The sequence below is a fragment of the Pseudomonas sp. CAN1 genome (assembly GCF_030462585.1).
In the GTDB taxonomy this organism is placed as follows: domain Bacteria; phylum Pseudomonadota; class Gammaproteobacteria; order Pseudomonadales; family Pseudomonadaceae; genus Pseudomonas.
Map to the genome: position 1 here is coordinate 142,191 of NZ_JASMRU010000009.1, position 24,476 is coordinate 166,666.

Consider the following 24,476-nt stretch of genomic DNA (forward strand, 5'->3'; position numbering starts at 1 on the left):
TCACAAGGGCTTTTCTTTACCATTTGGCGAATTTTTTGCGCGGCTCGAATTTTTACTTAAAAGCCTGATTTGAACAGGCTTGAAGCTGATGGGAGACGACTGAATGAGTAATGACGGCGTGAATGCAGGCCGGCGTCGCTTCCTTGTCGCGGCCACTTCGGTGGTAGGTGCGGCAGGAGCGGTCGGAGCTGCGGTCCCGTTCGTGGGGTCATGGTTCCCTAGTGCCAAGGCGAAGGCTGCCGGCGCGCCGGTGAAGGTCAACGTAGGGAAGATCGAGCCGGGCCAGCAGGTCATCGCCGAATGGCGTGGCAAGCCGGTATTCCTGGTGCATCGCACCAAGGAAATGCTCGACGCGCTGCCGACCCTGGATGGGCAACTGGCTGACCCCGAGTCGAAGGCTTCGGACCAGCCGCCCTATGTCGATCCCAAAGTACGTTCGATCAAGCCGGAACTGGCCGTGATCGTCGGCATCTGCACCCACCTGGGCTGCTCGCCGACCTTCCGCCCGGAAGTCGCTCCCGCGGACCTCGGTCCGGACTGGAAAGGTGGCTACTTCTGCCCGTGCCACGGCTCCCATTACGACCTCGCCGGCCGCGTTTACAAGGGACAGCCCGCGCCCCTGAACCTGCCGATTCCGCCCTATTCGCTTGATGGTGACGAGTTGACCATCGGTGTGGACCAGGAGAAAGCCTGATGAACAAGTTCATGGCTTGGGTCGATGCCCGCTTCCCCGCGACCAAGATGTGGGAAGACCATCTGAGCAAGTATTACGCCCCGAAGAACTTCAACTTCTGGTACTTCTTCGGCTCCCTCGCACTGCTGGTCCTGGTTAACCAGATCCTCACCGGTATCTGGCTGACCATGAGCTTCACCCCGTCGGCGGAAGAGGCTTTCGCTTCCGTCGAGTACATCATGCGAGATGTAGATTACGGCTGGATTATCCGCTACATGCACTCCACCGGTGCGTCGGCGTTCTTCGTGGTCGTCTACCTGCACATGTTCCGTGGCCTGCTGTACGGCTCCTACCAGAAGCCGCGCGAGCTGGTGTGGATCTTCGGCATGCTGATCTACCTCGCCCTGATGGCCGAGGCCTTCATGGGCTACCTGCTGCCCTGGGGCCAGATGTCCTACTGGGGTGCCCAGGTGATCATCTCGCTGTTCGGCGCCATCCCGGTCGTCGGCGAAGACCTGGCCCAGTGGATCCGTGGTGACTTCCTGATCTCCGGCATCACCCTGAACCGCTTCTTCGCCCTGCACGTGATCGCGCTGCCGATCGTCCTGCTCGGCCTGGTCGTGCTGCACATCCTGGCGCTGCACGAAGTCGGCTCGAACAACCCCGACGGCGTGGACATCAAGAAGAAGAAGGACGAGAACGGCATCCCGCTGGATGGCATCCCGTTCCACCCGTACTACACCGTGAAAGACATCGTCGGTGTCGTGGTCTTCCTGTTCGTCTTCTGCACCGTGATCTTCTTCTTCCCGGAAATGGGCGGTTTCTTCCTCGAGAAGCCCAACTTCGAGATGGCGAACCAGTTCAAGACCCCCGAGCACATCGCTCCGGTTTGGTACTTCACGCCGTTCTACGCCATCCTGCGCGCCGTTCCGGACAAGCTGATGGGTGTCATCGCCATGGGCGCCGCGATCGCCGTGCTGTTCGTGCTGCCATGGCTGGACCGTAGCCCGGTTCGCTCGATCCGCTACAAGGGCTGGCTGAGCAAGATCTGGCTGGTGATCTTCGCGATTTCCTTCGTGATCCTCGGCTACTACGGCTCGCAAGCGCCGTCGCCGCTGGGCACCACCCTGTCGCGCCTGTGCACCATTCTGTATTTCGCCTTCTTCATCCTGATGCCGTTCTACACCCGGATGGAGAAAACCAAACCGGTTCCGGAAAGGGTGACTGGCTGATGAAAAAGCAATTCGCTGCATTTGTTCTGGCTCTGCTGCCTGTCTTCGGCTTCGCCGCCGAAGGCCATGGCCCGGCCCTTGATCGCGTCGATATCGACCTGACCGACAAGGCCGCCATGCAGGATGGCGCGCGTACCTTCGCCAACTACTGCATGGGCTGCCACAGCGCCAAGTTCCAGCGTTATGAGCGTGTCGGCCGTGATCTGGGTATCCCGGAAGAGCTGATGATGAGCCACCTGGTGCTCACTGGCGGCAAGATCGGCGACCACATGGACATCGGCATGAAGCCGGCCGACGCCAAGGCCTGGTTCGGCGCTGCGCCGCCGGACCTGACCCTGGTAGCTCGCGTTCGTGGCACTGACTGGCTGTACACCTACCTGCGTTCGTTCTACGAAGATCCCAAGCGTCCGTGGGGCGTGAACAACAAGATCTTCCCGAACGTCGGCATGCCGAACGTGCTGGTGAGCCTGCAGGGCCGCCAGGTCGTCGGTTGCAAGCAGGTTCAGGTCGTCGAGGATGGCAAGAAGCAGTACGATCCTCTGACCGGTACCCCGCTGACCCACGAGGCCTGCGACCAGCTGACCATCGTGCCGAAGTCGGGCCAGCTGACCGAAGCCCAGTTCGACGAAAAGGTGAAGAACCTGGTGACCTTCCTGGCTTATTCGGCTGATCCGAACAAGCTGGATTCCCACCGCATCGGCACCTACGTCCTGCTGTTCCTGGCCTTCTTCTTCGTGTTCGCCTACCTGCTCAAGCGCGAATACTGGAAGGACGTGCACTAAGCACAACCAGTCGTAGTAACAAGCGCGCGCCCTACGGGGCGCGCGTGCGTTTTTCTACCTCCCACAAGAAATCCTGCGAGGAGGCGCGCGGCATGGCCGCTATCAACAAGCTCACCTGCTTCTCCGACCCTTCCTGCCATTACAGCCACCGCGTGCGCCTGGTGCTGGCCGAGAAGAACGTCGTCGCCGATATCATTGACGTACCTGCCGGCAGCATCCCGGCCAAGCTCGCCGAAGTGAACCCCTACGGCAGCCTGCCGACCCTGGTGGACCGCGATCTCGCGCTCTACGAGTCGACGGTGGTCATGGAATACCTCGACGAACGCTATCCCCATCCGCCGCTACTGCCGGTGTATCCGGTGGCCCGCGCCAACAGCCGCCTGCTCGTGCACCGCATCCAGCGCGACTGGTGCAGCCTGGTGGACCGCATCCTCGACAAGCGCCAGAAGGAAGCCGAGCGTGCCTTGGCGCGCAAGGAATTGCGTGAGAGCCTGACGGGGGTGTCGCCGCTGTTCGCCGACAAGGCGTACTTCCTCAGCGACGATCTGAGCCTGGTGGATTGCTGCCTGCTGCCGATCCTCTGGCGCCTGCCGATCCTGGGCATTGAACTTCCCCGTCCGGCGAAGCCTCTGCTGGATTACATGGAGCGGAATTTTGCACGGGAGACTTTCCGTGCCAGCCTGTCTTCTATCGAACGTGATATGCGCTAAGGAGCCCGATGATGAACTCCAGTCGTCCCTACCTCGTGCGAGCCCTCTATGAGTGGATCGTCGACAACGGCTGCACCCCGCATATCCTGGTGAACTCCGAGTACCCGGGCGTACGCGTGCCACCGGGCTATGCCAGCGACGGGCAGATCGTGCTCAACGTCTCGCCGACCGCCGTGCGCCACCTGCAGATGGATAACGAGGCGGTCAGCTTCGAGGGCCGTTTCGGTGGTGTCGCCCAGGGCCTGTACGTCCCGTCCCAGGCGGTGATGGCCATCTATGCGCGGGAGAACGGCCAGGGCATGGTCTTCGACCTGGAACCGCCGGTACCCACCGATGACGAGGATCTGCCCGACGACGGCCCCTCCGACGAGCCGCCGCGCCCCAGTGGCCGACCGAGCCTGAAGGTGGTGAAGTAATAAAAAAGGCGACCCGAGGGTCGCCTTTTTCATGCCTGCAGAATCGCAGCCATCAGCCTGATCAGTCGATGTACTCGAACAGGCGGACGATCTTCTGCACGCCGTCGACGCTCTGCACTACCTGGGTGGCCAGGTCGCCTTCCTTGCGGGTCACCAGGCCCAGCATGTAGACGATGCCGTTCTCGGTCAGGACCTTGATGCGGGTGGACGGCACGTTGGCGTCAGCGAGCATCTGGCTCTTGATCTTGGTGGTCAGCCAGGTGTCGTTGCTGCGGGCGGCCAGGGAGGAGGGCTGCAGGATCTGCAGCTCGTTGTGCACGGTCTTGACCTTCTGCACTTCCTTGGCGGCCTGCTCGGCCTTGTTCTTAAGGTCGGCGCGAGGCGTCTGGCCGGCCAGCAGCACCACGCCGTTGTAGCTGATCACCACGACGTGGGAATTGCGGTCGAGGTCGGCGTCGGCCTTGGCGACGTTCACCGCCACCTTGGTTTCGATCAGCGAGTCGTCGATCTTGCTGCCAAGGGTACGGGTACCCTTGTCATCGTCGATCGGCTTGTCGCGGGTGGCGCTGACAAAGCTGCTGCAGCCACCCAGTGCCATGGTCACGGCCAGTGCGGCTGCGATCAGAGGGGTACGGGTCATTCTTCACTCCCGAACAGTTGACGGTCGATTAGGTCGCACAGGCAGTGGATGACCAGCAGGTGGACTTCCTGGATGCGTGCGGTGACCTTGGCCGGGACGCGGATTTCCACGTCTTCGGGCAGCAGCAACGATGCCATGTTGCCGCCGTCGCGGCCGGTCAGAGCTACGACAACCATTTCGCGATCATGTGCGGCCTGGATCGCCTGAATGACGTTCGCCGAGTTGCCGCTGGTGGAAATCGCCAGCAGCACGTCGCCCGGCTGGCCGAGTGCGCGGATCTGCTTGGAGAAGACTTCGTTGTAGCTGTAGTCGTTGGCGATCGAGGTGATGGTCGAGCTGTCGGTGGTCAGGGCGACCGCTGGCAGGCTCGGGCGCTCGCGCTCGAAGCGGTTCAGCAGCTCGGAGGAGAAGTGCTGGGCGTCGCCGGCGGAGCCGCCGTTGCCGCAGGAGAGGATCTTGCCCTCGTTCAGCAGGGCATTGACCATGACCATGCTGGCCTGCTCGATATGCGGGATGAGCACCTCGGTGGCCTGTTGCTTGGTCTCGATGCTGGCATGGAAGAGCTGGCGGATACGGGATTGCATGTCCATCAGGTGTGACCTTTCGTCGGGCGTCTGATCAGGTGTCAAAAGCGTTGGGAATCCAGTTCAAGTGCCCTGCGGAGCCTGGGCCGCGCGCGTCGATGGCGACGATGTCGAACCGGCAGGGGTGACTGCTCCAGCGGGCGTTCTGTTGCAGGAAGAGTTCGGCGGAGATGGCCAGGCGCTCACGCTTGCGCCAATCCACGCTCTCCAGCGCTCCTCCCCAGGCGGAATGCCGGCGGGAGCGAACTTCGACGAATACTACTGTATCGCCGTCCAGCATGACCAGATCAAGCTCGCCTCGGCGGCACCTCCAGTTCTGCGCCAGGAGGCGCAATCCATGCTGTTCCAGGTGGGCCAGGGCAGCGGCTTCGGCCTGCTGCCCGGCCTTCTGGGTAGGGCTGTTGCCGATCAAATACCGCTGTTCTCCAGCGCTTGGACCTGGCCGTTCTTGAACTCGGCCCAGGGCAGGCGGCGCTCGACGCGCTGACCGGCGCTGACGCTCAGGGTGCCAGTCAGGCCGTCGAGCTGCATGCTCGGTACGGCCTTCAGCTCCGGCAGGCGCGGGGCCAGCTGGTAGGCGTCGGCGCCCATGGCGTAGAGGCGGCCCAGGCTGCCGTTGGCGGCCGGCCATTGGGCAGCCACCTGCTGGCGCAGGGCGTTGTTCGGGTTCAGCAGCCACGGGGTTTCGCAGAAGCGGATGCCGTTCAGGTCCTGGTCCTGGGCCGGGTTGTTCACCCCGGTGTACAGGTTGGAGGTGGCATAGACCGGCAGGTCGCCAGCGTACTGGAAGGCCAGGGTCGGCTTGATCTGGCGGGCCTGCTGCGGGGTGGCGGCGAGGAAGATGAAGTCGATGTCCTGGCGGCGCGACGGCTGGGTGTCGACGCTGCTGTCGAGCACGCCCTGCAGTCGCTTGGCGCGGCCTTCGCTCTGGCGCAGTTGCAGCAGGTCGGCGATCTGGCGGGCCAGCTCGACCGGCTGGTCGACGTGCTCGGCAGCGATCAGGGTGCCGCCGGCGGCCTGCCAGTTACGGCTGAAGGAGGCCAGGACGCGGTCGCCCCACTCACCCTTCGGGACTAGGGCCACGGCGCGGCGCATGCCGTCGTTCCAGGCGCGGTTGGCGACTTCGCGGGCTTCGTCTTCGGCGGACAGGCCGAACTGGAACAGCTGGGCCGGACCTTCCTGGGCGCCGTCGGCGTAGTTCAGGGCCAGGGTGGTGATCGGCAGCTGCTGCTGCTGGCTGCTCATCTGCTTGACCAGGTTCTTCTCCAGCGGGCCGACTACCAGCTGCACGCCGTCGGCCTGGGCCTGACGGTAGAACTCGTCCAGCGAGCGCACCTGGGTGCTGTCGTAGAGCTTGATCGCCGGCTGCGCCTGGCCGCCTTGCTGGGCCTGGTAGTGCGCGGCGAGGAAACCGTCCTGCAGGGCGCGGGCGACGGAGGCCAGCTGACCCTGTTGCGGCAGCAGCAGGCCGATGGTGTTCAGCGGCTGGGCAGCCAGCGACTTGAGCTTGGTCAGGGCGTCCGGCAGTTGCTTGGCTGCGGGGTGGTCCGGGTTCTGCGCGACCCACTGGTCGATGTTCGCCTGCTGTTCCTTGAGCGTCGACGAGGTCTTGGTGATGCGCGCCAGTTCCAGCCAGCCGTTCAGGTCGCCTTCGTTGCTGCTGGCCTGCATCTGCTCGACCGGCAGGCTGGACACCAGTTTCCAGATTTCCTCACGGTTGGCCTTGGCGGCCTCGGCGTTGAGCAGCGGATCGATGAACACGCGTTCGCGGGCGGCGCTCAGGGCCTGGCCGTCAGCGGCAAGGGCCAGGGACTTGACCATGCCGGCGCGGGCCTGCAGGTCTACTGGCATTTCGCCCAGGCGCTGGAAGCTGGGGTTGTCGAAGGCCTTCAGGGCGGCCTTGGTCTTGTTGCGGGCCAGTTCCAGCTGGGCGCGCAGGGTGCTGGCGAACACCTGCTGGGCCGGCTTGAGGCTGTCCATCGGGATCTGATCGAGGATCTGCGTGGAGCGGCCGAAATCCTTCTGTTTGAAGGCCAGGTCGGCGGCGGACAGACGCAGCACCGAGGCTTCGTCCGGCTTGGCAGTGGAGGCCTGCTGCAGCAGCTGTTCGATGCTGGCGTCCGGGGTGCGCGGCAGTTCGCCGAGATTGGACGACGGAGAGGACGCGCAGGCGGCGAGCATGCCGGCAAGGAACAGAGCGGATAGCGGACGCAGGCGAGCGATCATATCGGGCTTCTCGTGACGCATTCAAAGAGCTGCCGATTGTACCCAAGCGGCGAGGGTGACGCGATGGCGGCTGCCGGAATCGGGATACAATGCGTCTTTTCCGACGCTTTCGGTGAGGTTCTCCCGCGTGACCCTAGGCACTCTCTATGTGGTAGCCACTCCCATTGGCAACCTGGACGACATCAGTGCCCGTGCGCTGAAGGTGTTGGCCGACGTGGCGCTGATCGCCGCCGAAGACACCCGCCACTCCGTGCGCCTGCTGCAGCACTTCGGCATCCAGACGCCGCTGGCGGCTTGCCACGAGCACAACGAGCGCGAGCAGGGCGGGCGTTTCCTCACCAAGCTGCAGGCTGGCGAAGACGTTGCGCTGATTTCCGATGCCGGCACGCCGCTGATTTCCGATCCGGGTTATCACCTGGTGCGCCAGGCGCGCGCAGCAGGCATTGCGGTGGTGCCGGTGCCGGGTGCCTGCGCACTGATCGCCGCGCTTTCCGCTGCCGGCCTGCCGTCCGATCGTTTCGTCTTCGAGGGCTTCCTGCCGGCCAAGGTGGCCGGCCGCCGTGGGCGCCTGGAAGCGCTGGTGGATGAGCCGCGTACGCTGATCTTCTACGAGGCGCCGCACCGTGTGCTGGAGTGCATCGAGGACATGGCAGCGATCTTCGGCGACGAACGGCCGGCGCTGCTGGCCCGTGAGCTGACCAAGACTTTCGAGACCCTGAAGGGTCTGCCGCTGGGCGAGCTGCGCGAGTTCGTGGCGTCCGACAGCAACCAGCAGCGTGGCGAGTGCGTGTTGCTGGTGGCCGGCAAACCGGCGCCGGAGAGCGATGAGGCGGTGGATGCGCAGACCCTGCGGGTGCTCGATCTGCTGCTGGCGGAACTGCCGGTCAAGCGCGCTGCCGCGCTGGCGGCGGAGATCACCGGGGCGCGCAAGAATCAGCTTTACCAGATCGCGCTGGAGCGCCAGGGCAAGGCTTGAGCTTGTCCTGAGCGTCGTCAGCCGCTAACCTTGCGGACTGAGAGTCGATTGGACAGTCGCTGTTCCGTGGTGTTCCATCACGGGGTGGAGGAAAGTCCGGGCTCCATAGGGCAGAGTGCCAGGTAACGCCTGGGAGGCGCGAGTCTACGGAAAGTGCCACAGAAAATAACCGCCTAAGCGCGCAAGCGCCGGTAAGGGTGAAAAGGTGCGGTAAGAGCGCACCGCACGGCTGGCAACAGTTCGTGGCTAGGTAAACCCCACTCGGAGCAAGATCAAATAGGAACCCATTGGCGCGGCCCGCGTTGGGTTCGGGTAGATCGCTTGAGGCATGCAGTGATGTATGTCCCAGAGGAATGGCTGTCCTCGACAGAACCCGGCTTACAGATCGACTCTCAGCACTTTTTCTCCACTTCTTCCCACATGACCATTTGTCGCTGACCGGAAGAAGTTACAAACTTAAGAAATCACTTTAAGTATGAAAGCCCAGTGTTTTGAAAACACTGGGCTTTTCTTCTTTCTGGCGCGTCAAAATCCCTCCCCGAACCTCGCAAAAGCACGCTAAATCTCGGTCCTGTAAGGATTTTTCCTCTCTGGCTCGCCTTGACGGTGGGGAGCGCGGATTTCTATAGTGTGCGGAAGTGGTACGAAGTGGGTAAAAGTGGGATCAACAGGCATGGATAGCCAACCACAGGGGAAGCGCTGACGTGTTTCGCGGAGCTAACGCCATCAGTCTCGACGCCAAAGGGCGCCTCGCGATGCCGAGTCGGTATCGTGACGAGCTCGTTTCGCGTTGCAATGGCCAGCTCATCGTCACCATCGATGCCGTCGACACCTGCCTCACCGTCTACCCCCTCCCCGAGTGGGAACTCATTGAAGCCAAGCTGCGTGAACTGCCCTCGCTGCGCGAAGAAACGCGGCGTCTGCAGCGTTTGCTGATTGGTAATGCCGTTGACCTGGAGCTGGATGGCGCCGGGCGTTTTCTCATTCCGCCGCGCCTGCGCGAGTACGCCGGCCTGGACAAGAAAGCCATGCTGGTCGGCCAGCTGAACAAGTTCCAGCTGTGGGACGAAGACAAGTGGAATGCGGTTGCCGAGGCCGACCTCGCAGCCATCAAAGAACCCGGCGGCCTGCCGGACGAATTGCGCGACCTTATTCTGTGAGCCTGCCTGTGACCAGTACCTTCCAACACATCACCGTTCTGCTCGAGGAGGCCGTCGAAGCACTGGCCCCCCTGGAGGGCGGCCGCTATGTGGACGGGACCTTCGGAAGGGGAGGGCACAGCCGGGCCTTGCTCGGCAAGCTCGGCCCGGGCGGTCAACTGCTCGGGTTCGACAAGGATCCCCAGGCGATTGCGACGGGAAAAACACTGGCGGCCGAAGACGGCCGCTTCGTCATTGTGCAAAGGTCCTTCGCCGAGATGGCCGATGAGTTCTCCGCGCGTGGCCTGCAGGGCAGCGTGGACGGGGTTCTGCTGGACCTGGGCGTGTCTTCGCCGCAGCTGGATGACCCGGAGCGTGGCTTCAGCTTCCTCAACGACGGCCCGCTGGACATGCGCATGAACCCGGACCAGGGCGTCAGCGCCGCGCAGTGGATCGCCAGTGCCGCGGAAGACGAGATCGCCCGCGTGTTCAAGGATTACGGCGAAGAGCGCTTCGCCAAGCGCATGGCCCGCGCCATCGTGCAGCGCCGTGCGGAAAAGCCTTTCGAGCGCACTGCCGACCTGGCGGCCGTGGTCACCGAGGCCAATCCGGCCTGGGAAAAGGGCAAGAACCCGGCGACCCGTGCTTTCCAGGGCCTGCGTATCTTCATCAACAACGAACTGGGCGATCTGGAACGCGGTCTTGAGGCTGCGATGGAAGGCCTGGCCGTGGGCGGGCGCCTGGTGGTGATCAGCTTCCACTCGCTGGAAGACCGCATCGTCAAGCAGTTCATGCGCCGTCAGGTGAAGGGCGAGGCAGACAATCTGCCGCGCAACCTGCCGATCCAGGTCAAACCCTTCGAGCCGCGCCTGAAGCTGATCGGCAAGCCGGTCTACGCCTCCGAAGCCGAGCTCAAGGCCAACCCGCGCTCGCGCAGCGCGGTCATGCGCATCGCGGAGAAGCTCAGATGAGCCGTCTCTTCTCCAAGCGCCTGCCTACCGGCAGCTTCTTCATGTTGCTGCTGTTCATCGGCGTACTGCTGTCGGCGATTTCCGTTTCCTATAGCGCGTACTGGAATCGCCAACTGCTCAATACCCTGTTCTCCGAGCTGAACGTGCGCGACAAGGCGCAGGCCGAGTACGGCCGGCTGATTCTTGAGCAGAGCACCTGGACCGCCCACAGCCGTATCGAAGCCCTGGCGACCGACCAGCTGAAGATGCGCGTGCCCGATCCGACCGAAATCATCATGGTGGCGCCATGAGAGACCTGGCCGGCGCTCGCTATCCCTGGCGCTTCCGCGTCGTCATCGCCCTGCTGCTGGCGATGGTGGCGGCGATCGCCTGGCGGATCGTCGACCTGCACGTCATCGACCACGACTTCCTCAAGGGCCAGGGCGATGCGCGCAGCGTGCGGCACATCTCCATTCCCGCGCACCGCGGCCTGATCACCGACCGCAACGGCGAGCCGCTGGCGGTCAGTACCCCGGTCGCAACCCTTTGGGCCAACCCCAAGGAACTGGTGCTGGAGCGCGAGAAGTGGGGCTTCCTCGCCGACGCCCTCGGCCAGCCCAAGGCTGCCCTGAGCGAGCGTCTGGACGCCAACGCCGACAAGGAATTCATCTACCTGGTCCGCGGCATGACCCCGGAGCAGGGTGAGGCCGTGATGGCCCAGGTAAAAGCCCACCGCATTCCTGGCGTGTACTCGGTCGAGGAATTCCGCCGCTTCTATCCGTCCGGCGAAGTCGCCGCACAGGTCGTGGGCTTCACCGACGTCGACGACCGCGGCCGTGAAGGCGTGGAACTGGCCTTCGACAGCTGGCTGGCTGGCGTGCCCGGCAAGCGCCAGGTGCTCAAGGACCGCCGTGGCCACCTGATCCGTGACGTGCAAGTCACCCGCAACGCCAAGGCCGGCAAGACCCTGGCGCTGTCCATCGACCTGCGCCTGCAGTACCTGGCCAACCGCGAGCTGCGCAATGCGCTGGTGGAAAACGGCGCCAAGGCCGGCAGCCTGGTGATCCTCGACGTGAAGTCCGGCGAAGTGCTGGCGATGGCCAACCAGCCGACCTACAACCCGAACAATCGCCGCAACCTGCAGCCGGCGATGATGCGCAACCGCGCGATGATCGACGTGTTCGAGCCCGGTTCGACCATGAAGCCGTTCTCCATGAGCGCGGCCCTGGAGACCGGGCGCTGGAAGCCTTCCGACAAGGTCGAGGTCTATCCCGGCACCCTGCAGATCGGCCGCTACACCATTCGCGACGTTTCCCGTACCGAAGGCCCGGTACTGGACCTGACCGGCATCCTGATCCGCTCCAGTAACGTCGGTATGAGCAAGGTTGCCTTCGATATCGGCGGCGAGGCCATCTACAACGTGATGCAGAAGGTCGGCCTCGGCCAGGACACCGGCCTGGGCTTCCCCGGCGAGCGCGTCGGCAACCTGCCGAACTACCGCGAGTGGCGCAAGGCCGAGACGGCGACGCTGTCCTACGGCTATGGCCTGTCCGTGACTGCCATTCAACTGGCCCATGCCTACGCGGCGCTGGCCAACAACGGCCGCAGCGTGCCGCTGACCATGGTTCGCGCCGACCGCCCGGCCGACGCCGTGCAGGTCATCCCCGAACCGGTCGCCAAGACCATGCAGGGCATGCTCCAGCAGGTGATCGAAGCGCCGAACGGCGTGTACCGTGCCCAGGTGCCGGGTTACCACGTGGCCGGCAAGTCCGGTACCGCGCGCAAGACCGCCATCGGCACCAAGGGCTATGCCGAGAACTCCTACCGCTCCCTGTTCGCCGGCTTCGCGCCGATGAACAACCCGCGCTATGTCGCCGTGGTCGTCATCGATGAACCCAGCAAGGCCGGCTACTTCGGTGGCCTGGTCTCCGCGCCGGTGTTCAGCAAGGTGATGTCCGGCACGCTGCGCCTGATGAACGTGCCGCCAGACAACCTGCCGGCCACCCCGCAGCAACAAGCCGAAGCTGCGCCCGCTACCAAAGGAGGGCGTGGCTGATGCCGATGAGCCTTAACCAGCTGCTGCCCCAGGCCGAAAGCGGCGAACTGATCCGCGAGCTGACCCTGGACAGCCGTACCGTCAAGCCGGGCGACCTGTTCCTCGCCGTGCCGGGTGGAAGCCAGGACGGCCGCGGCCACATCGCGGCTGCGCTCAAGCTGGGCGCCGCCGCTGTTGCCTATGAAGCCGAAGGCGCTGCCAACCTGCCGCCCAGCGACGTGCCGATGATCGCCATCAAGGGCCTGGCCCGCCAGCTGTCGGCCATCGCCGGGCGCTTCTATGGCGAGCCGAGCCGGGGTGTCGACCTGGTCGGCGTCACCGGTACCAACGGCAAGACCAGCGTCAGCCAATTGGTGGCACAGGCCCTGGACTTGCTGGGCGAGCGCTGCGGTATCGTCGGTACCCTCGGCACCGGTTTCTACGGCGCGCTGGAAAGCGGCCGTCACACCACGCCCGACCCGCTCGCCGTACAGGCGACCCTGGCGCGCCTGAAGCAGGCCGGCGCCCGGGCGGTGGCGATGGAAGTGTCTTCCCACGGTCTGGAGCAGGGGCGCGTCGCCGCGCTGGGCTTCGACGTGGCAGTGTTCACCAACCTGTCCCGCGACCACCTGGACTACCACGGCTCGATGGAAGCCTACGGCGCCGCCAAGGCCAAGCTGTTCGCCTGGCAGGGCCTGCGTTGCCGGGTGATCAACCTGGACGACGACTTCGGCCGCCAGCTGGCCGCCGAGTCCCACGAATCCCGCCTGATCGGTTACAGCCTCAGTGACCCGTCGGCCTACATCTATTGCCGCGAAGCGAAGTTCAGCGATGCAGGCGTGCAGGCGCAGATCGTCACGCCGCAGGGCGAAGGCCTGCTGCGCAGCTCGCTGCTGGGCAAGTTCAACCTGAGCAACCTGCTGGCCGTGGTCGGCGCGCTGCTCGGTCTGGACTACCCGCTGGGCGACGTGCTCAAGGTGCTGCCGCAGCTGGAAGGTCCCATTGGCCGCATGCAGCGCCTGGGGGGCGGCGACAAGCCGCTGGTGGTGGTGGACTACGCCCACACCCCGGATGCGCTGGAAAAGGTTCTGCTGGCCATGCGCCCGCATGTGCACGGCCAACTGCTCTGCCTGTTTGGCTGCGGCGGCGACCGCGATCGCGGCAAGCGCCCGATCATGGCGCAGATCGCCGAGCAGCACGCCGATCGCGTGCTGGTCACCGATGACAACCCGCGCACCGAGAAGAGCGAGGCGATCATCGCCGACATCCGTGCCGGTTTCGCCAAGCCCGAGGCGGTCGAATTCGTCTCCGGCCGTGGCGACGCAATTACCCGCCTGATTGCTTCCGCCGGTGTCGACGATGTCGTGCTGCTGGCCGGCAAGGGCCATGAGGATTACCAGGAGATCGACGGCGTTCGCCATCCGTTCTCCGATCTGGAACAAGCCGCCAAGGCGCTGGCTGCCTGGGAGGTGAAAAGTGCTTAAGCCCCTGTCGCTCACTGCCGTTGCCGACAAGCTCGAAGGCCGTGTGGTCGGTGCCGACGTCAGTTTCGACGCCGTGAGCAGCGACAGCCGTGCCATCGCTCCGGGCCAACTGTTCATCGCCTTGACCGGCCCGCGTTTCGACGGCCATGACTACCTGGCCGATGTCGCAGCCAAGGGTGCGGTTGCAGCGCTGGTTTCCCGCGAAGTAGCCGACGCTCCGCTGCCGCAGCTGGTAGTGAAGGACACCCGTATCGCGCTGGGTCAGCTTGGCGCGCTCAATCGCGATGCCTTCCCGGGCCATGTAGCTGCCGTAACCGGTTCCAGCGGCAAGACCACCGTGAAGGAAATGCTCGCCAGCATCCTGCGCACCCAGGGCGATGTCCTGGCTACCCGCGGCAACCTGAACAATGACCTCGGCGCGCCGCTGACCCTCCTGCAGCTGGCTCCCGAACACAAGAGTGCGGTGATCGAGTTGGGCGCCAACCGTGTCGGCGAGATCGCCTACACCGTCGCGCTGACCCGCCCGCAGGTCGCCATCATCACCAACGCCGGCACTGCCCACGTAGGCGAGTTCGGCGGCCAGGACAAGATCGTCCTGGCCAAGGGCGAGATTCTCGAAGGGCTGGCCGCCGACGGCGTGGCCATCCTCAATCGCGACGACAAGGCCTTCGACACCTGGCAGGCCCGCGCCGCCGGTCGCCGCATCTCCAGCTTCGGCCTGCACGACGCCCGCGCCGATTTCCGCGCCAGCGATGTGCAGCGCGACGCCCGTGGTTGCCCAGGCTTCACCCTGCATGGCCCGGCTGGCGACGCTGCCATCCAGCTGAATCTGCTGGGTGAGCACAACGTCACCAACGCGCTGGCCGCCGCCGCTGCCGCTCACGCCCTCGGCGTGCCGCTGGTCGGGATCGTTGCCGGGCTGCAGAACCTGCAGCCGGTCAAGGGTCGCGCCGTAGCCCAGCTGGCGACGAATGGCATGCGAGTGATCGACGACAGCTACAACGCCAACCCGGCTTCAATCTGCGCGGCGATTGATATACTCGCCGGCTTTTCCGGCCGGACCGTCCTGGTCCTCGGGGACATGGGCGAGCTCGGTGCCTGGGCGGAGTCTTCCCACCGTGAAGTGGGCACCTACGCCGCTGGCAAGGTCACGGCGCTCTATGCCGTTGGCCCGCTGATGAGCCACGCCGTGCAGGCGTTTGGTTCCGCGGGCCGGCACTTCGCCGATCAGGCCAGCCTGATCAGCGCCCTGGCCGAAGAAGCTTCGACAACCACCATTCTGATCAAGGGTTCCCGCAGCGCGGCGATGGACAAAGTCGTCGCGGCGCTCTGTGGTTCCTCCGAGGAGAGTCACTAAATGCTGCTGCTGCTCGCCGAGTACCTGCAACAGTTCTACAAGGGCTTCGGCGTCTTCCAGTACCTGACCCTGCGCGGCATCCTCAGCGTGCTGACCGCGCTCGTGCTGTCGCTGTGGCTCGGCCCGTGGATGATCCGCACCCTGCAGATCCGCCAGATCGGCCAGTCCGTGCGCAACGACGGCCCGCAATCGCACCTGTCCAAGAAAGGCACGCCGACCATGGGTGGCGCGCTGATCCTCACCGCCATCGCCATCAGCACCCTGCTCTGGTCCGACTGGTCGAACCGCTATGTCTGGGTCGTGCTGGCCGTGACCTTGCTGTTCGGTGCCGTCGGCTGGGTGGATGACTACCGCAAGGTGATCGAGAAGAACTCCCGCGGCCTGCCTAGCCGCTGGAAGTATTTCTGGCAGTCGGTGTTCGGCCTGGGCGCGGCGATCTTCCTTTATATGACGGCCGAGACGCCGGTCGAGACCACCCTGATCGTGCCGATGCTGAAGAACGTCGAGATCCCGCTGGGTATCTTCTTCGTGGTGCTGACCTACTTCGTCATCGTCGGCTCCAGCAACGCGGTGAACCTGACCGACGGCCTCGACGGCCTGGCAATCATGCCCACGGTGATGGTCGGCGGCGCGCTGGGGATCTTCTGCTACCTGTCGGGCAACATCAAATTCGCCGAATACCTGTTCATCCCGAGCGTGCCGGGTGCCGGTGAGCTGATCATCTTCTGCGGCGCCATTGTCGGCGCAGGGCTGGGCTTCCTCTGGTTCAACACCTACCCGGCCCAGGTGTTCATGGGTGACGTCGGCGCACTGGCGCTGGGCGCCGCGCTGGGCACCATCGCCGTGATCGTCCGCCAGGAGATCGTGCTGTTCATCATGGGCGGCGTGTTCGTCATGGAAACCCTGTCGGTGGTGATCCAGGTCGCCTCCTTCAAGCTGACCGGCAAGCGGGTATTCCGCATGGCGCCGATCCACCACCACTTCGAACTCAAAGGCTGGCCGGAGCCGCGCGTGATCGTGCGCTTCTGGATCATCACGGTGATTCTCGTGCTGATCGGCCTGGCCACGTTGAAACTGCGTTAAGGACTGATCGAGCATGAGCCTGATCGCTTCCGACCAATTCCGCATCGTTGTCGGCCTCGGCAAGAGCGGCATGTCCTTGGTGCGCTACCTGGCGCGCCAGGGCGTGCCTTTTGCCGTGGCCGACACGCGCGCGAATCCGCCGGAGCTGGCGACCCTGCGCGAGCAGTACCCGCAGGTCGAGGTGCGCTGCGGCGACCTCGACGCCGATTTCCTCTGCCGTGCCCAGGAGCTCTACGTGAGCCCGGGCCTGTCGCTGCGCGTGCCGGCGCTGATCGAGGCCGCTGCCCGCGGCGTGCGCATGTCCGGCGACGTCGACCTGTTCGCGCGTCACGCGAAGGCGCCCATCGTCGCCATCACCGGTTCCAACGCCAAGAGCACCGTCACCACCCTGGTGGGCGACATGGCCAAGGCTGCCGGCAAGCGCGTCGCCGTCGGCGGCAACCTTGGCACCCCGGCGCTGGACCTGCTGGCCGATGACGTCGAGCTGTACGTGGTCGAACTGTCCAGCTTCCAGCTGGAAACTTGCGAGCGCCTCGGTGCCGAAGTCGCCACCTGCCTGAACGTCAGCGAAGACCACATGGACCGCTACGACGGCATGGCCGACTACCACCTGGCCAAGCACCGCATCTTCCGCGGCGCCAAGCAGGTGGTGGTGAACCGTGCGGATGCGCTGAGCCGCCCGCTGATCGCCGACACCGTGCCGTGCTGGACCTTCGGCACCAACAAGCCGGACTTCAAGGGCTTCGGCCTGGTTGAAGAAGACGGTGAGAAGTGGCTGGCCTTCCAGTTCGAGCCGCTGATGCCGGCTCGCGAACTGAAGATCCGTGGCGCGCACAACCAGTCCAACGCCCTGGCGGCGCTGGCGCTGGGCCATGCGGTGGGCCTGCCGTTCGAGCCGATGCTGCAGACCCTGCGTGAATTCGCCGGTCTCGCCCACCGCTGCCAGTGGGTGCGCGAGCGTAACGGTGTGAGCTACTACGACGACTCCAAGGCCACCAACGTCGGTGCCGCCCTGGCTGCCATCGAGGGCCTGGGTGCCGATATCGACGGCAAGCTGGTACTGATCGCCGGTGGCGACGGCAAGGGCGCCGACTTCCATGACCTGCGCGACCCGGTCGCCCAGTATTGCCGCGCCGTGGTGCTGCTCGGTCGCGACGCCGAGCTGGTCAGCGCTGCCATCGGTAACGTGGTGCCCAAGGTGCGTGTGAACACTCTCGAAGAGGCTGTCGAGCACGCCGCCGACCTGGCCCTGCCGGGCGATGCCGTGCTGCTGTCGCCGGCCTGCGCCAGCCTGGACATGTTCAAGAACTACGAAGAACGCGGACGCCTGTTCGCCAAGGCCGCGGAGGAACTCGCCTGATGTTCTCGTTCCTGCGCCCCTATCCGTCCCCGCTGATCAGCCGTAACGGCATCGACATCGACTTCCCGCTGCTCGCGGGTTGTCTGGCGCTGCTCGGCCTCGGCCTGGTGATGGTCACTTCGGCGTCCTCCGAAGTCGCCGCGGCGCAGTCCGGCAACCCGCTGTACTTCTCGGTACGCCACCTGATCTACCTCGCCATCGGTTTCGTCGCCTGCGGCGTGACCATGATGGTGCCGATGGAAACCTGGCAGCGCTGGGGCTGGAAGCTGCTGGCAGTGGCCTTCCTGCTGCTGGTGATGGTGATCACCCCCGGCATCGGCCGCGAGGTGAACGGTTCCATGCGCTGGATCGGCTTCGGCCTGTTCAACATCCAGCCCTCGGAAATCGCCAAGGTCTTCGTGGTGATCTTCATGGCCGGCTACCTGGTGCGCCGTCAGGAAGAGGTGCGCGAGAGCTGGCTGGGCTTCTTCAAGCCCTTCGTGGTGCTGCTGCCGATGGCCGGCCTGCTGCTGCGCGAGCCCGACTTCGGCGCCACCGTGGTAATGATGGGTGCGGCCGCCGCGATGCTGTTCCTCGGCGGCGTCGGCCTGTTCCGCTTCGGCCTGATGGTCGCCCTGGCAGTGGGCGCCGTGGTGCTGCTGATCCAGACCCAACCGTACCGGATGGCGCGTCTGACCAACTTCACCGACCCCTGGGCCGACCAGTTCGGCGCGGGCTACCAGCTCAGCCAGGCGCTGATCGCCTTCGGCCGTGGCGGCTGGACCGGCATGGGCCTGGGCAACAGCATCCAGAAGCAGTTCTACCTGCCCGAAGCGCACACCGACTTCGTGTTTGCCGTGCTCGCCGAAGAACTGGGCATAGTCGGAGCCATGGCCACCGTGGGCCTGTTCGTCTTCGTCAGCCTGCGCGCCCTGTACATCGGCATCTGGGCCGAGCAGTCGAAACAGTACTTCTCCGCCTACGTCGCCTACGGCCTGGCCTTCCTGTGGATCGGCCAGTTCCTGATCAACGTCGGCGTGAACGTCGGCCTGCTGCCGACCAAGGGCCTGACCCTGCCATTCCTCAGCTACGGCGGCAGCTCGCTGGTGATCTGCTGCGCCCAGCTGGGAATGCTGCTGCGCATCGAGTGGGAACGTCGCACCGTGATGGGCAGCGAGGAATATGAATTCAGCGAAGAGGACTTTGCCGATGAAAGGTAACGTCCTGATCATGGCAGGCGGCACCGGCGGACACGTGTTCCCGGCCCTGGCCTGCGCCCGCGAGTTCCAGGCACGCGGCTACAGCGTGCACTGGCTGGGCACCCCGCGCGGCATCGAGAACGACCTGGTACCCAAGGCCGGCCTGCCGCTGCACCTGATCAACGTCAGCGGTCTGCGCGGCAAGGGCCTCAAGTCGCTGCTGCGTGCACCGTTCGACCTGCTCAAGTCGCTGTTCCAGGCCATGGGTGTAGTGCGCCAGCTCAAGCCGGTCTGCGTGCTCGGCCTGGGTGGCTACGTCACCGGCCCGGGCGGCTTGGCCGCCAAGCTGTCCGGCGTGCCATTGGTGATCCATGAACAGAACGCCGTCGCCGGCACCGCCAACCGCAGCCTCGCGCCGCTGGCCAAGCGTGTCTGCGAAGCCTTCCCGGACACCTTCGGCAGCAGCGCCAAGCGCCTGACCACCGGCAACCCGGTGCGCGTCGAGCTGTTCCTGGAAGAGGGCGCCCGCGCGCCGCTGGCTGGCCGCCGAGTCAACCTGCTGGTGCTGGGCGGCAGCCTGGGCGCCGAGCCGCTGAACAAGCTGTTGCCCGAAGCGCTGGCGCAGGTGCCGGTGGAGATTCGCCCGGCCATTCGCCATCAGGCCGGTCGTCAGCATGACGAAATTACTGCGGAGCGTTATCGCGCCGCCGGTGTCGAAGCGGACGTAGCTCCGTTCATCGCCGACATGGCCGCCGCCTACGCCTGGGCCGATCTGGTGATCTGCCGCGCGGGTGCGCTGACCGTGAGCGAGTTGACCGCTGCTGGCCTGCCGTCCTTCCTGGTGCCGCTGCCCCACGCGATCGATGACCACCAGACCAAGAACGCCGAATTCCTGGTGCGCGAGGGCGCGGCCCTCCTGCTGCCACAGAAATCTACCAGCGCCGCCGAACTGGCCGCGCAGTTGTCCGAGGTATTGATGCATCCCGATTCCCTGACCCGCATGGCCGCTCGCGCTCGCAGCCTGGCCAAGCCCGAGGCTACCCGCACGGTAGTCGATGCCTGCCTGGAGGTGGCCCGTGGTTAAAGAACCCACTGGCGTCACCCGCACCATGCGGCGCATCCGCCGCATCCACTTCGTCGGCATCGGTGGCGTGGGCATGTGCGGTATCGCGGAAGTGCTGCTCAACCTCGGTTACGAAGTCTCCGGCTCCGACCTCAAGGCATCGCCGGTCACCGAGCGCCTGCAGAAGTTCGGCGCGGAAATCTTCATCGGCCACCGCGCGGAGAACTCCGACGGCGCCGACGTGCTGGTGGTTTCCAGCGCGGTGAACAAGTCGAACCCGGAAGTCGCTGCCGCGCTGGATCGCCGTGTACCGGTCGTACCGCGCGCCGAGATGCTCGCCGAGCTGATGCGCTACCGCCACGGCATCGCCGTCGCCGGTACCCACGGCAAGACCACCACCACCAGCCTGATCGCCTCGGTATTCGCCGCCGGCGGCCTGGACCCGACCTTCGTGATCGGCGGTCGCCTGAACGCCGCCGGCACCAACGCGCAGCTGGGCACCAGCCGCTACCTGGTGGCCGAGGCCGACGAGAGCGACGCCAGCTTCCTGCACCTGCAGCCGATGGTCTCGGTGGTTACCAATATCGACGCCGACCACATGAGCACCTACGGCGGCGACTTCAACAAACTCAAGCGCACCTTCGTCGACTTCCTGCACAACCTGCCGTTCTACGGCCTGGCCGTGGTCTGCGTGGACGATCCGGTGGTACGCGAGATCCTGCCGCAGATCGCCCGTCCGACCGTGACCTATGGCCTGAGCGAGGACGCTGACGTCCGCGCCATCAACATCCGCCAGGAAGGCATGCGTACCTACTTCACCGTGCTGCGCCCCGAGCGCGAGCCACTGGACGTCTCGGTGAACATGCCCGGCCTGCACAACGTGCTGAACTCCCTGGCGACCATCGTCATCGCCACCGATGAAGGCATCTCCGACGAAGCCATCGTCCAGGGCCTGTCCGGCTTCCAGGGCGTCGGCCGGCGCTTCCAGGTCTATGGCGACCTGCAGGTGCAGGGTGGCAGCGTGATGCTGGTCGACGACTACGGCCACCACCCGCGCGAAGTTGCGGCGGTGATCAAGGCCGTGCGTGGTGGTTGGCCGGAGCGCCGTCTGGTGATGGTCTACCAGCCGCACCGCTACAGCCGTACCCGCGACCTCTACGACGACTTCGTGCAGGTACTGGGCGAGGCCAACGTGCTGATGCTGATGGAGGTCTACCCGGCCGGCGAAGAGCCGATCCCCGGCGCCGACAGCCGTCACCTGTGCCACAGCATTCGCCAGCGCGGCCAGCTCGACCCGATCTACCTGGAGCGTGGCGGTGACCTCGCTTCGCTGCTCAAGCCGCTGCTGCGTCCCGGCGACATCCTGCTCTGCCAGGGCGCCGGTGATATCGGCGGGTTGGCTCCGGCACTGATCAAGAATCCGCTGTTCGGCGCCGCCGCTGCTGGCGCCGAGGGGAAGAAGCAATGAGTGACGCCCTCAAATCCGCCCTCGAGCCCCGCGCCTTCGGTCGCGTTGCCGTGCTGTTCGGCGGCAAGAGCGCCGAGCGCGAGGTATCGCTGAAGTCCGGCGCCATGGTCCTGCAGGCACTGCAGGGCGCAGGCGTGGACGCCTTCGGCATCGACGTGGGTGACGATCTGCTGGAGCGTCTGACCCGCGAGAAGATCGACCGCGCCTTCATCATCCTCCACGGCCGTGGCGGTGAAGACGGCACCATGCAGGGCCTGCTGGAAATCGCCGGCATTCCCTACACCGGTAGCGGCGTGCTCGCTTCTGCGCTGGCCATGGACAAGCTGCGCACCAAGCGCGTGTGGCTGAGCCTCGGCCTGCCGACGCCCGACCACTCCGTGCTGGCCAGCGAGGACGATTGCCGCGCTGCTGCGGCGAAGCTCGGCTTCCCGCTGATCGTCAAGCCGGCCAATGAAGGTTCGAGCATCGGCATGGCCAAGGTGAACAGCGAGCAGGAACTGATCGCTGCCTGGGCCGCCGCCGCGAAATACGACCCGCAGGTGCTGGTCGAGCAGTGGATCAGCGGCCCCGAGTACACCGTCGCGATCCTCCGTGGCCAGGTGCTGCCGCCCATTCGCCTGGGTACCCCGCACACCTTCTACGACTACGACGCCAAGTACCTGGCCAACGATACCCAGTACCAGATTCCCTGCGGCCTCGACGCCGACAAGGAGCAGGAACTCAAGGACCTGACCGCGCGCGCCTGCGATGCCCTTGGCATCCAGGGCTGGGGCAGGACCGACGTGATGCAGGACGCCCAAGGGCGCTTCTGGCTGTTGGAAGTGAACACCGCACCGGGCATGACCGACCACAGCCTGGTGCCCATGGCCGCGCGCGCGGCCGGCCTGGATTTCCAGCAGTTGGTGCTGGCGATCCTCGCCGACAGCGTCGAGGCAAGGGGGTAAGTCATGAACGGCGCGCAGCTTCGTCACCAGAATCCCGGAATCGGCCGTGCACCAGCACGCAAGCCGGTGCCGCGCGGCGCCAGCCGTCTGGTGGCCAAGGAGCCGCTCAGCGCCCGTATGCCCAAGCCCAGCTTCGGCTTCCTCAAGGTGCTGCTGTGGCCTCTGGTGCTGGGTGTGCTGGGTGGCGGTGCGTACTACGGCGCGCAATACGTGCTGCCCTACGCCGACCGGCCGATCGCCAAGGTCAACGTCGAAGGCGACCTCAGCTACATCAGCCAGGCGGCGGTGCAGCAGCGGATCAGCTCGTACGTGTCGGCCAGCTTCTTCACCATCGACCTGGCCGGCATGCGCCAGGAGCTGGAGCAGATGCCCTGGATCGCCCACGCCGAGGTGCGTCGCGTATGGCCCGACCAGGTGGTGATTCGCCTGGACGAGCAATTGCCCATCGCCCGTTGGGGTGACGAGGCGCTGCTGAACAACCAGGGTCAGGCTTTCGCCCCGCGCGAAGTCGCGAACTACGAGCACCTGCCGCGCCTGTCCGGCCCGCAGCGTGCGCAGCAGCAAGTGATGCAGCAGTACCAGATTCTCAGCCAGATGCTCCGTCCGCTGGGCTTCACCATCGCCAGCCTGGACATGAGCTCGCGCGGCGCCTGGACTCTGGGCACCGCACAGGGCGTGGAGATCATGCTGGGCCGCGATCACGCGGTAGAACAGATTCGCCGGTTCGTGACCATCTACGACAAGGCGCTGAAAGAACAGATTACGAAAATTGCCCGCATCGACATGCGTTACCCCAACGGCCTGGCCGTGGCGTGGCGCGATCCGGTGCCGGAAACGACGGTGGCCCAGACCACCGCCGTGCGTTGAGTTGAGGAGACTTCGATAAACATGGCAAGCGTGCAGAGCGGCAAAATGGTCGTCGGCCTCGACATCGGCACCTCCAAGGTGGTGGCGCTGGTGGGTGAGGTGGCGGCTGATGGCAAGCTGGAAATCGTCGGCATCGGGACGCATCCGTCACGCGGCCTGAAGAAAGGCGTGGTGGTGAACATCGAGTCCACCGTGCAATCGATCCAGCGCGCCATCGATGAAGCCCAGCAGATGGCTGGCTGCCGTATCCACTCGGCCTTCGTCGGCATCGCCGGCAACCATATCCGCAGCCTGAACTCCCACGGCATCGTCGCGATCCGTGATCGCGAGGTCAGCGGCGCCGACATCGAGCGCGTACTGGATGCGGCCCAGGCCGTGGCCATTCCGGCTGACCAGCGTGTGCTGCACACCCTGGCCCAGGACTACGTGATCGACAACCAGGAAGGCGTGCGCGAGCCGCTGGGCATGTCCGGCGTACGTCTGGAAGCCAAGGTGCACGTGGTGACCTGCGCGGTGAACGCCGCCCAGAACATCGAGAAGTGCGTGCGTCGCTGCGGCCTGGAAGTGGACGACATCATCCTCGAGCAACTGGCCTCGGCCTACTCGGTGCTCACCGAGGATGAAAAGGAACTGGGCGTGTGCCTGGTGGACATCGGCGGCGGCACCACCGACATCGCCATCTTCACTGAAGGCGCCATCCGCCATACGGCTGTTATCCCGATCGCCGGCGATCAGGTCACGAACGACATCGCCATGGCGCTGCGTACCCCGACCCAGTACGCCGAAGAGATCAAGATTCGATATGCTTGTGCCTTGGCCAAACTGGCCGGTCCGGGCGAAACCATCAAGGTGCCCAGCGTAGGGGATCGGCCACCGCGGGAACTGTCGCGCCAAGCGCTTGCCGAAGTGGTCGAGCCTCGTTACGACGAGCTGTTCACCCTGGTTCAGGCAGAGCTGCGCCGCAGTGGCTATGAAGACCTGATCCCAGCCGGAATCGTCCTGACCGGTGGCACCTCCAAGATGGAAGGCGCCGTCGAGCTGGCCGAAGAGATCTTCCACATGCCGGTACGCCTGGGCGTACCCCACAGCGTCAAGGGACTGGCCGACGTCGTGCGCAATCCGATCTATTCCACCGGTGTGGGGCTGCTCCTGTACGGACTGCAAAAGCAATCCGACGGCATCTCCATGTCCGGCAGCAGCTTCAGCAGCGACGAACCCAAGACACCCGTACTGGAAAAGCTCAAACGCTGGGTCCAGGGCAATTTCTGATTTACCACCGCGGTAAACGTAGGCAACACAACTAGAAAGG

24 protein-coding genes and 1 other RNA gene are annotated in these 24,476 nt (G+C 65.1%); 21 read left to right on the forward strand and 4 right to left on the reverse strand.

Annotated features, from left to right (window positions below):
* Positions 1-103: 103 nt before the first annotated feature.
* The 5 genes from petA to QO207_RS15155 all read left to right on the forward strand — a co-directional run bounded on the left by petA (position 104) and on the right by QO207_RS15155 (position 3,813).
* A complete protein-coding gene (gene petA / locus QO207_RS15135; protein ID WP_253452572.1) occupies positions 104-694 on the forward strand; it encodes a ubiquinol-cytochrome c reductase iron-sulfur subunit in 591 nt (196 codons plus the stop codon).
* A complete protein-coding gene (locus QO207_RS15140) occupies positions 694-1,905 on the forward strand; it encodes a cytochrome bc complex cytochrome b subunit (RefSeq protein ID WP_301533195.1) in 1,212 nt (403 codons plus the stop codon). Before petA ends, QO207_RS15140 begins: the two co-directional genes overlap by 1 nt.
* Positions 1,905-2,687: a cytochrome c1 gene (locus tag QO207_RS15145; RefSeq protein WP_301533196.1), complete on the forward strand. Its 783-nt coding sequence runs from the start codon at positions 1,905-1,907 to the stop codon at positions 2,685-2,687. The genes QO207_RS15140 and QO207_RS15145 overlap by 1 nt, the downstream gene beginning before the upstream one ends.
* A 92-nt stretch (positions 2,688-2,779) precedes the next feature.
* On the forward strand, positions 2,780-3,397 hold the full coding sequence (locus QO207_RS15150) for a glutathione S-transferase N-terminal domain-containing protein (protein ID WP_301533197.1): 618 nt from the start codon (positions 2,780-2,782) through the stop codon (positions 3,395-3,397).
* Between the two features lie 11 nt (positions 3,398-3,408).
* Positions 3,409-3,813: a ClpXP protease specificity-enhancing factor gene (locus QO207_RS15155; RefSeq protein WP_301533198.1), complete on the forward strand. Its 405-nt coding sequence runs from the start codon at positions 3,409-3,411 to the stop codon at positions 3,811-3,813.
* A 61-nt stretch (positions 3,814-3,874) separates the two neighbouring features.
* Here QO207_RS15155 and QO207_RS15160 read toward each other — a convergent pair whose 3' ends face one another.
* Genes QO207_RS15160 through QO207_RS15175 form a run of 4 tightly spaced genes read right to left on the reverse strand, consistent with a single transcriptional unit; the run spans position 3,875 to position 7,263 of the window.
* Entirely contained in the window at positions 3,875-4,453 is a 579-nt protein-coding gene (locus QO207_RS15160; protein ID WP_253452576.1) for a BON domain-containing protein, read from the reverse strand.
* Positions 4,450-5,043: a phosphoheptose isomerase gene (locus tag QO207_RS15165; protein ID WP_017518113.1), complete on the reverse strand. Its 594-nt coding sequence runs from the start codon at positions 5,041-5,043 to the stop codon at positions 4,450-4,452. Before QO207_RS15165 ends, QO207_RS15160 begins: the two co-directional genes overlap by 4 nt.
* Positions 5,044-5,071: 28 nt before the next feature.
* Positions 5,072-5,449, reverse strand: coding sequence for a YraN family protein (locus QO207_RS15170; protein ID WP_301533199.1), 378 nt, complete (start codon positions 5,447-5,449; stop codon positions 5,072-5,074).
* Positions 5,446-7,263 carry a penicillin-binding protein activator gene (locus tag QO207_RS15175; RefSeq protein ID WP_301533200.1) on the reverse strand — a complete coding sequence of 606 codons (1,818 nt, stop codon included), beginning with the start codon at positions 7,261-7,263 and terminating at the stop codon, positions 5,446-5,448. The genes QO207_RS15170 and QO207_RS15175 overlap by 4 nt, the downstream gene beginning before the upstream one ends.
* A 127-nt stretch (positions 7,264-7,390) precedes the next feature.
* On the opposite strand from QO207_RS15175, the gene rsmI reads away from it, so the two are divergent.
* The 16 genes from rsmI (at position 7,391) to ftsA (ending at position 24,436) form a co-directional block, all read left to right on the forward strand.
* Positions 7,391-8,239 carry a 16S rRNA (cytidine(1402)-2'-O)-methyltransferase gene (gene rsmI / locus QO207_RS15180; RefSeq protein WP_171039342.1) on the forward strand — a complete coding sequence of 283 codons (849 nt, stop codon included), beginning with the start codon at positions 7,391-7,393 and terminating at the stop codon, positions 8,237-8,239.
* A gap of 40 nt (positions 8,240-8,279) precedes the next feature.
* Positions 8,280-8,636, forward strand: an RNA gene (gene rnpB, locus QO207_RS15185) — RNase P RNA component class A.
* Between the two features lie 307 nt (positions 8,637-8,943).
* On the forward strand, positions 8,944-9,399 hold the full coding sequence (gene mraZ / locus QO207_RS15190) for a division/cell wall cluster transcriptional repressor MraZ (protein ID WP_081517487.1): 456 nt from the start codon (positions 8,944-8,946) through the stop codon (positions 9,397-9,399).
* Between the two features lie 8 nt (positions 9,400-9,407).
* Positions 9,408-10,349: a 16S rRNA (cytosine(1402)-N(4))-methyltransferase RsmH gene (gene rsmH / locus QO207_RS15195; RefSeq protein WP_301533201.1), complete on the forward strand. Its 942-nt coding sequence runs from the start codon at positions 9,408-9,410 to the stop codon at positions 10,347-10,349.
* Positions 10,346-10,639, forward strand: a complete 294-nt coding sequence (ftsL, locus tag QO207_RS15200; protein ID WP_301533202.1) for a cell division protein FtsL — start codon at positions 10,346-10,348, stop codon at positions 10,637-10,639. The genes rsmH and ftsL overlap by 4 nt, the downstream gene beginning before the upstream one ends.
* Positions 10,636-12,384, forward strand: coding sequence for a penicillin-binding protein 2 (locus QO207_RS15205; RefSeq protein WP_301533203.1), 1,749 nt, complete (start codon positions 10,636-10,638; stop codon positions 12,382-12,384). Before ftsL ends, QO207_RS15205 begins: the two co-directional genes overlap by 4 nt.
* Positions 12,384-13,847: a UDP-N-acetylmuramoyl-L-alanyl-D-glutamate--2,6-diaminopimelate ligase gene (locus QO207_RS15210; RefSeq protein WP_301533204.1), complete on the forward strand. Its 1,464-nt coding sequence runs from the start codon at positions 12,384-12,386 to the stop codon at positions 13,845-13,847. Before QO207_RS15205 ends, QO207_RS15210 begins: the two co-directional genes overlap by 1 nt.
* On the forward strand, positions 13,840-15,204 hold the full coding sequence (gene murF, locus QO207_RS15215) for a UDP-N-acetylmuramoyl-tripeptide--D-alanyl-D-alanine ligase (protein WP_301533205.1): 1,365 nt from the start codon (positions 13,840-13,842) through the stop codon (positions 15,202-15,204). The genes QO207_RS15210 and murF overlap by 8 nt, the downstream gene beginning before the upstream one ends.
* Positions 15,205-16,287 (forward strand): phospho-N-acetylmuramoyl-pentapeptide-transferase, encoded by a 1,083-nt coding sequence (gene mraY / locus QO207_RS15220; protein WP_301533206.1) that lies wholly within the window; start codon positions 15,205-15,207, stop codon positions 16,285-16,287.
* A 13-nt stretch (positions 16,288-16,300) separates the two neighbouring features.
* The gene (murD, locus tag QO207_RS15225; protein ID WP_301533207.1) at positions 16,301-17,647 is read left to right on the forward strand and encodes a UDP-N-acetylmuramoyl-L-alanine--D-glutamate ligase; all 1,347 of its coding nucleotides are present in this window, start codon (positions 16,301-16,303) and stop codon (positions 17,645-17,647) included.
* Positions 17,647-18,846: a putative lipid II flippase FtsW gene (ftsW, locus tag QO207_RS15230; RefSeq protein WP_253452592.1), complete on the forward strand. Its 1,200-nt coding sequence runs from the start codon at positions 17,647-17,649 to the stop codon at positions 18,844-18,846. Before murD ends, ftsW begins: the two co-directional genes overlap by 1 nt.
* Positions 18,836-19,909 (forward strand): undecaprenyldiphospho-muramoylpentapeptide beta-N-acetylglucosaminyltransferase, encoded by a 1,074-nt coding sequence (murG, locus tag QO207_RS15235; RefSeq protein WP_301533208.1) that lies wholly within the window; start codon positions 18,836-18,838, stop codon positions 19,907-19,909. Before ftsW ends, murG begins: the two co-directional genes overlap by 11 nt.
* On the forward strand, positions 19,902-21,356 hold the full coding sequence (gene murC / locus QO207_RS15240) for a UDP-N-acetylmuramate--L-alanine ligase (protein ID WP_301533209.1): 1,455 nt from the start codon (positions 19,902-19,904) through the stop codon (positions 21,354-21,356). Before murG ends, murC begins: the two co-directional genes overlap by 8 nt.
* Positions 21,353-22,300: a D-alanine--D-alanine ligase gene (locus QO207_RS15245; RefSeq protein WP_301533210.1), complete on the forward strand. Its 948-nt coding sequence runs from the start codon at positions 21,353-21,355 to the stop codon at positions 22,298-22,300. Before murC ends, QO207_RS15245 begins: the two co-directional genes overlap by 4 nt.
* A gap of 3 nt (positions 22,301-22,303) precedes the next feature.
* Positions 22,304-23,167 carry a cell division protein FtsQ/DivIB gene (locus QO207_RS15250; RefSeq protein WP_301533211.1) on the forward strand — a complete coding sequence of 288 codons (864 nt, stop codon included), beginning with the start codon at positions 22,304-22,306 and terminating at the stop codon, positions 23,165-23,167.
* Between the two features lie 21 nt (positions 23,168-23,188).
* The gene (ftsA, locus tag QO207_RS15255) at positions 23,189-24,436 is read left to right on the forward strand and encodes a cell division protein FtsA (RefSeq protein ID WP_045209630.1); all 1,248 of its coding nucleotides are present in this window, start codon (positions 23,189-23,191) and stop codon (positions 24,434-24,436) included.
* Positions 24,437-24,476: the final 40 nt, after the last annotated feature.

Bases quoted from the DNA above. Each gene is read 5' to 3' on its own strand.
- petA (WP_253452572.1), top strand. From the start codon at position 104: ATGAGTAATGACGGCGTGAATGCAGGCCGGCGTCGCTTCCTTGTCGCG.
- QO207_RS15140 (WP_301533195.1), top strand. From the start codon at position 694: ATGAACAAGTTCATGGCTTGGGTCGATGCCCGCTTCCCCGCGACCAAG.
- QO207_RS15145 (WP_301533196.1), top strand. From the start codon at position 1,905: ATGAAAAAGCAATTCGCTGCATTTGTTCTGGCTCTGCTGCCTGTCTTC.
- QO207_RS15150 (WP_301533197.1), top strand. From the start codon at position 2,780: ATGGCCGCTATCAACAAGCTCACCTGCTTCTCCGACCCTTCCTGCCAT.
- QO207_RS15155 (WP_301533198.1), top strand. From the start codon at position 3,409: ATGAACTCCAGTCGTCCCTACCTCGTGCGAGCCCTCTATGAGTGGATC.
- QO207_RS15160 (WP_253452576.1), bottom strand. From the start codon at position 4,453: ATGACCCGTACCCCTCTGATCGCAGCCGCACTGGCCGTGACCATGGCA.
- QO207_RS15165 (WP_017518113.1), bottom strand. From the start codon at position 5,043: ATGGACATGCAATCCCGTATCCGCCAGCTCTTCCATGCCAGCATCGAG.
- QO207_RS15175 (WP_301533200.1), bottom strand. From the start codon at position 7,263: ATGATCGCTCGCCTGCGTCCGCTATCCGCTCTGTTCCTTGCCGGCATG.
- ftsL (WP_301533202.1), top strand. From the start codon at position 10,346: ATGAGCCGTCTCTTCTCCAAGCGCCTGCCTACCGGCAGCTTCTTCATG.
- QO207_RS15205 (WP_301533203.1), top strand. From the start codon at position 10,636: ATGAGAGACCTGGCCGGCGCTCGCTATCCCTGGCGCTTCCGCGTCGTC.
- QO207_RS15210 (WP_301533204.1), top strand. From the start codon at position 12,384: ATGCCGATGAGCCTTAACCAGCTGCTGCCCCAGGCCGAAAGCGGCGAA.
- mraY (WP_301533206.1), top strand. From the start codon at position 15,205: ATGCTGCTGCTGCTCGCCGAGTACCTGCAACAGTTCTACAAGGGCTTC.
- murD (WP_301533207.1), top strand. From the start codon at position 16,301: ATGAGCCTGATCGCTTCCGACCAATTCCGCATCGTTGTCGGCCTCGGC.
- ftsW (WP_253452592.1), top strand. From the start codon at position 17,647: ATGTTCTCGTTCCTGCGCCCCTATCCGTCCCCGCTGATCAGCCGTAAC.
- murG (WP_301533208.1), top strand. From the start codon at position 18,836: ATGAAAGGTAACGTCCTGATCATGGCAGGCGGCACCGGCGGACACGTG.
- QO207_RS15245 (WP_301533210.1), top strand. From the start codon at position 21,353: ATGAGTGACGCCCTCAAATCCGCCCTCGAGCCCCGCGCCTTCGGTCGC.
- QO207_RS15250 (WP_301533211.1), top strand. From the start codon at position 22,304: ATGAACGGCGCGCAGCTTCGTCACCAGAATCCCGGAATCGGCCGTGCA.
- ftsA (WP_045209630.1), top strand. From the start codon at position 23,189: ATGGCAAGCGTGCAGAGCGGCAAAATGGTCGTCGGCCTCGACATCGGC.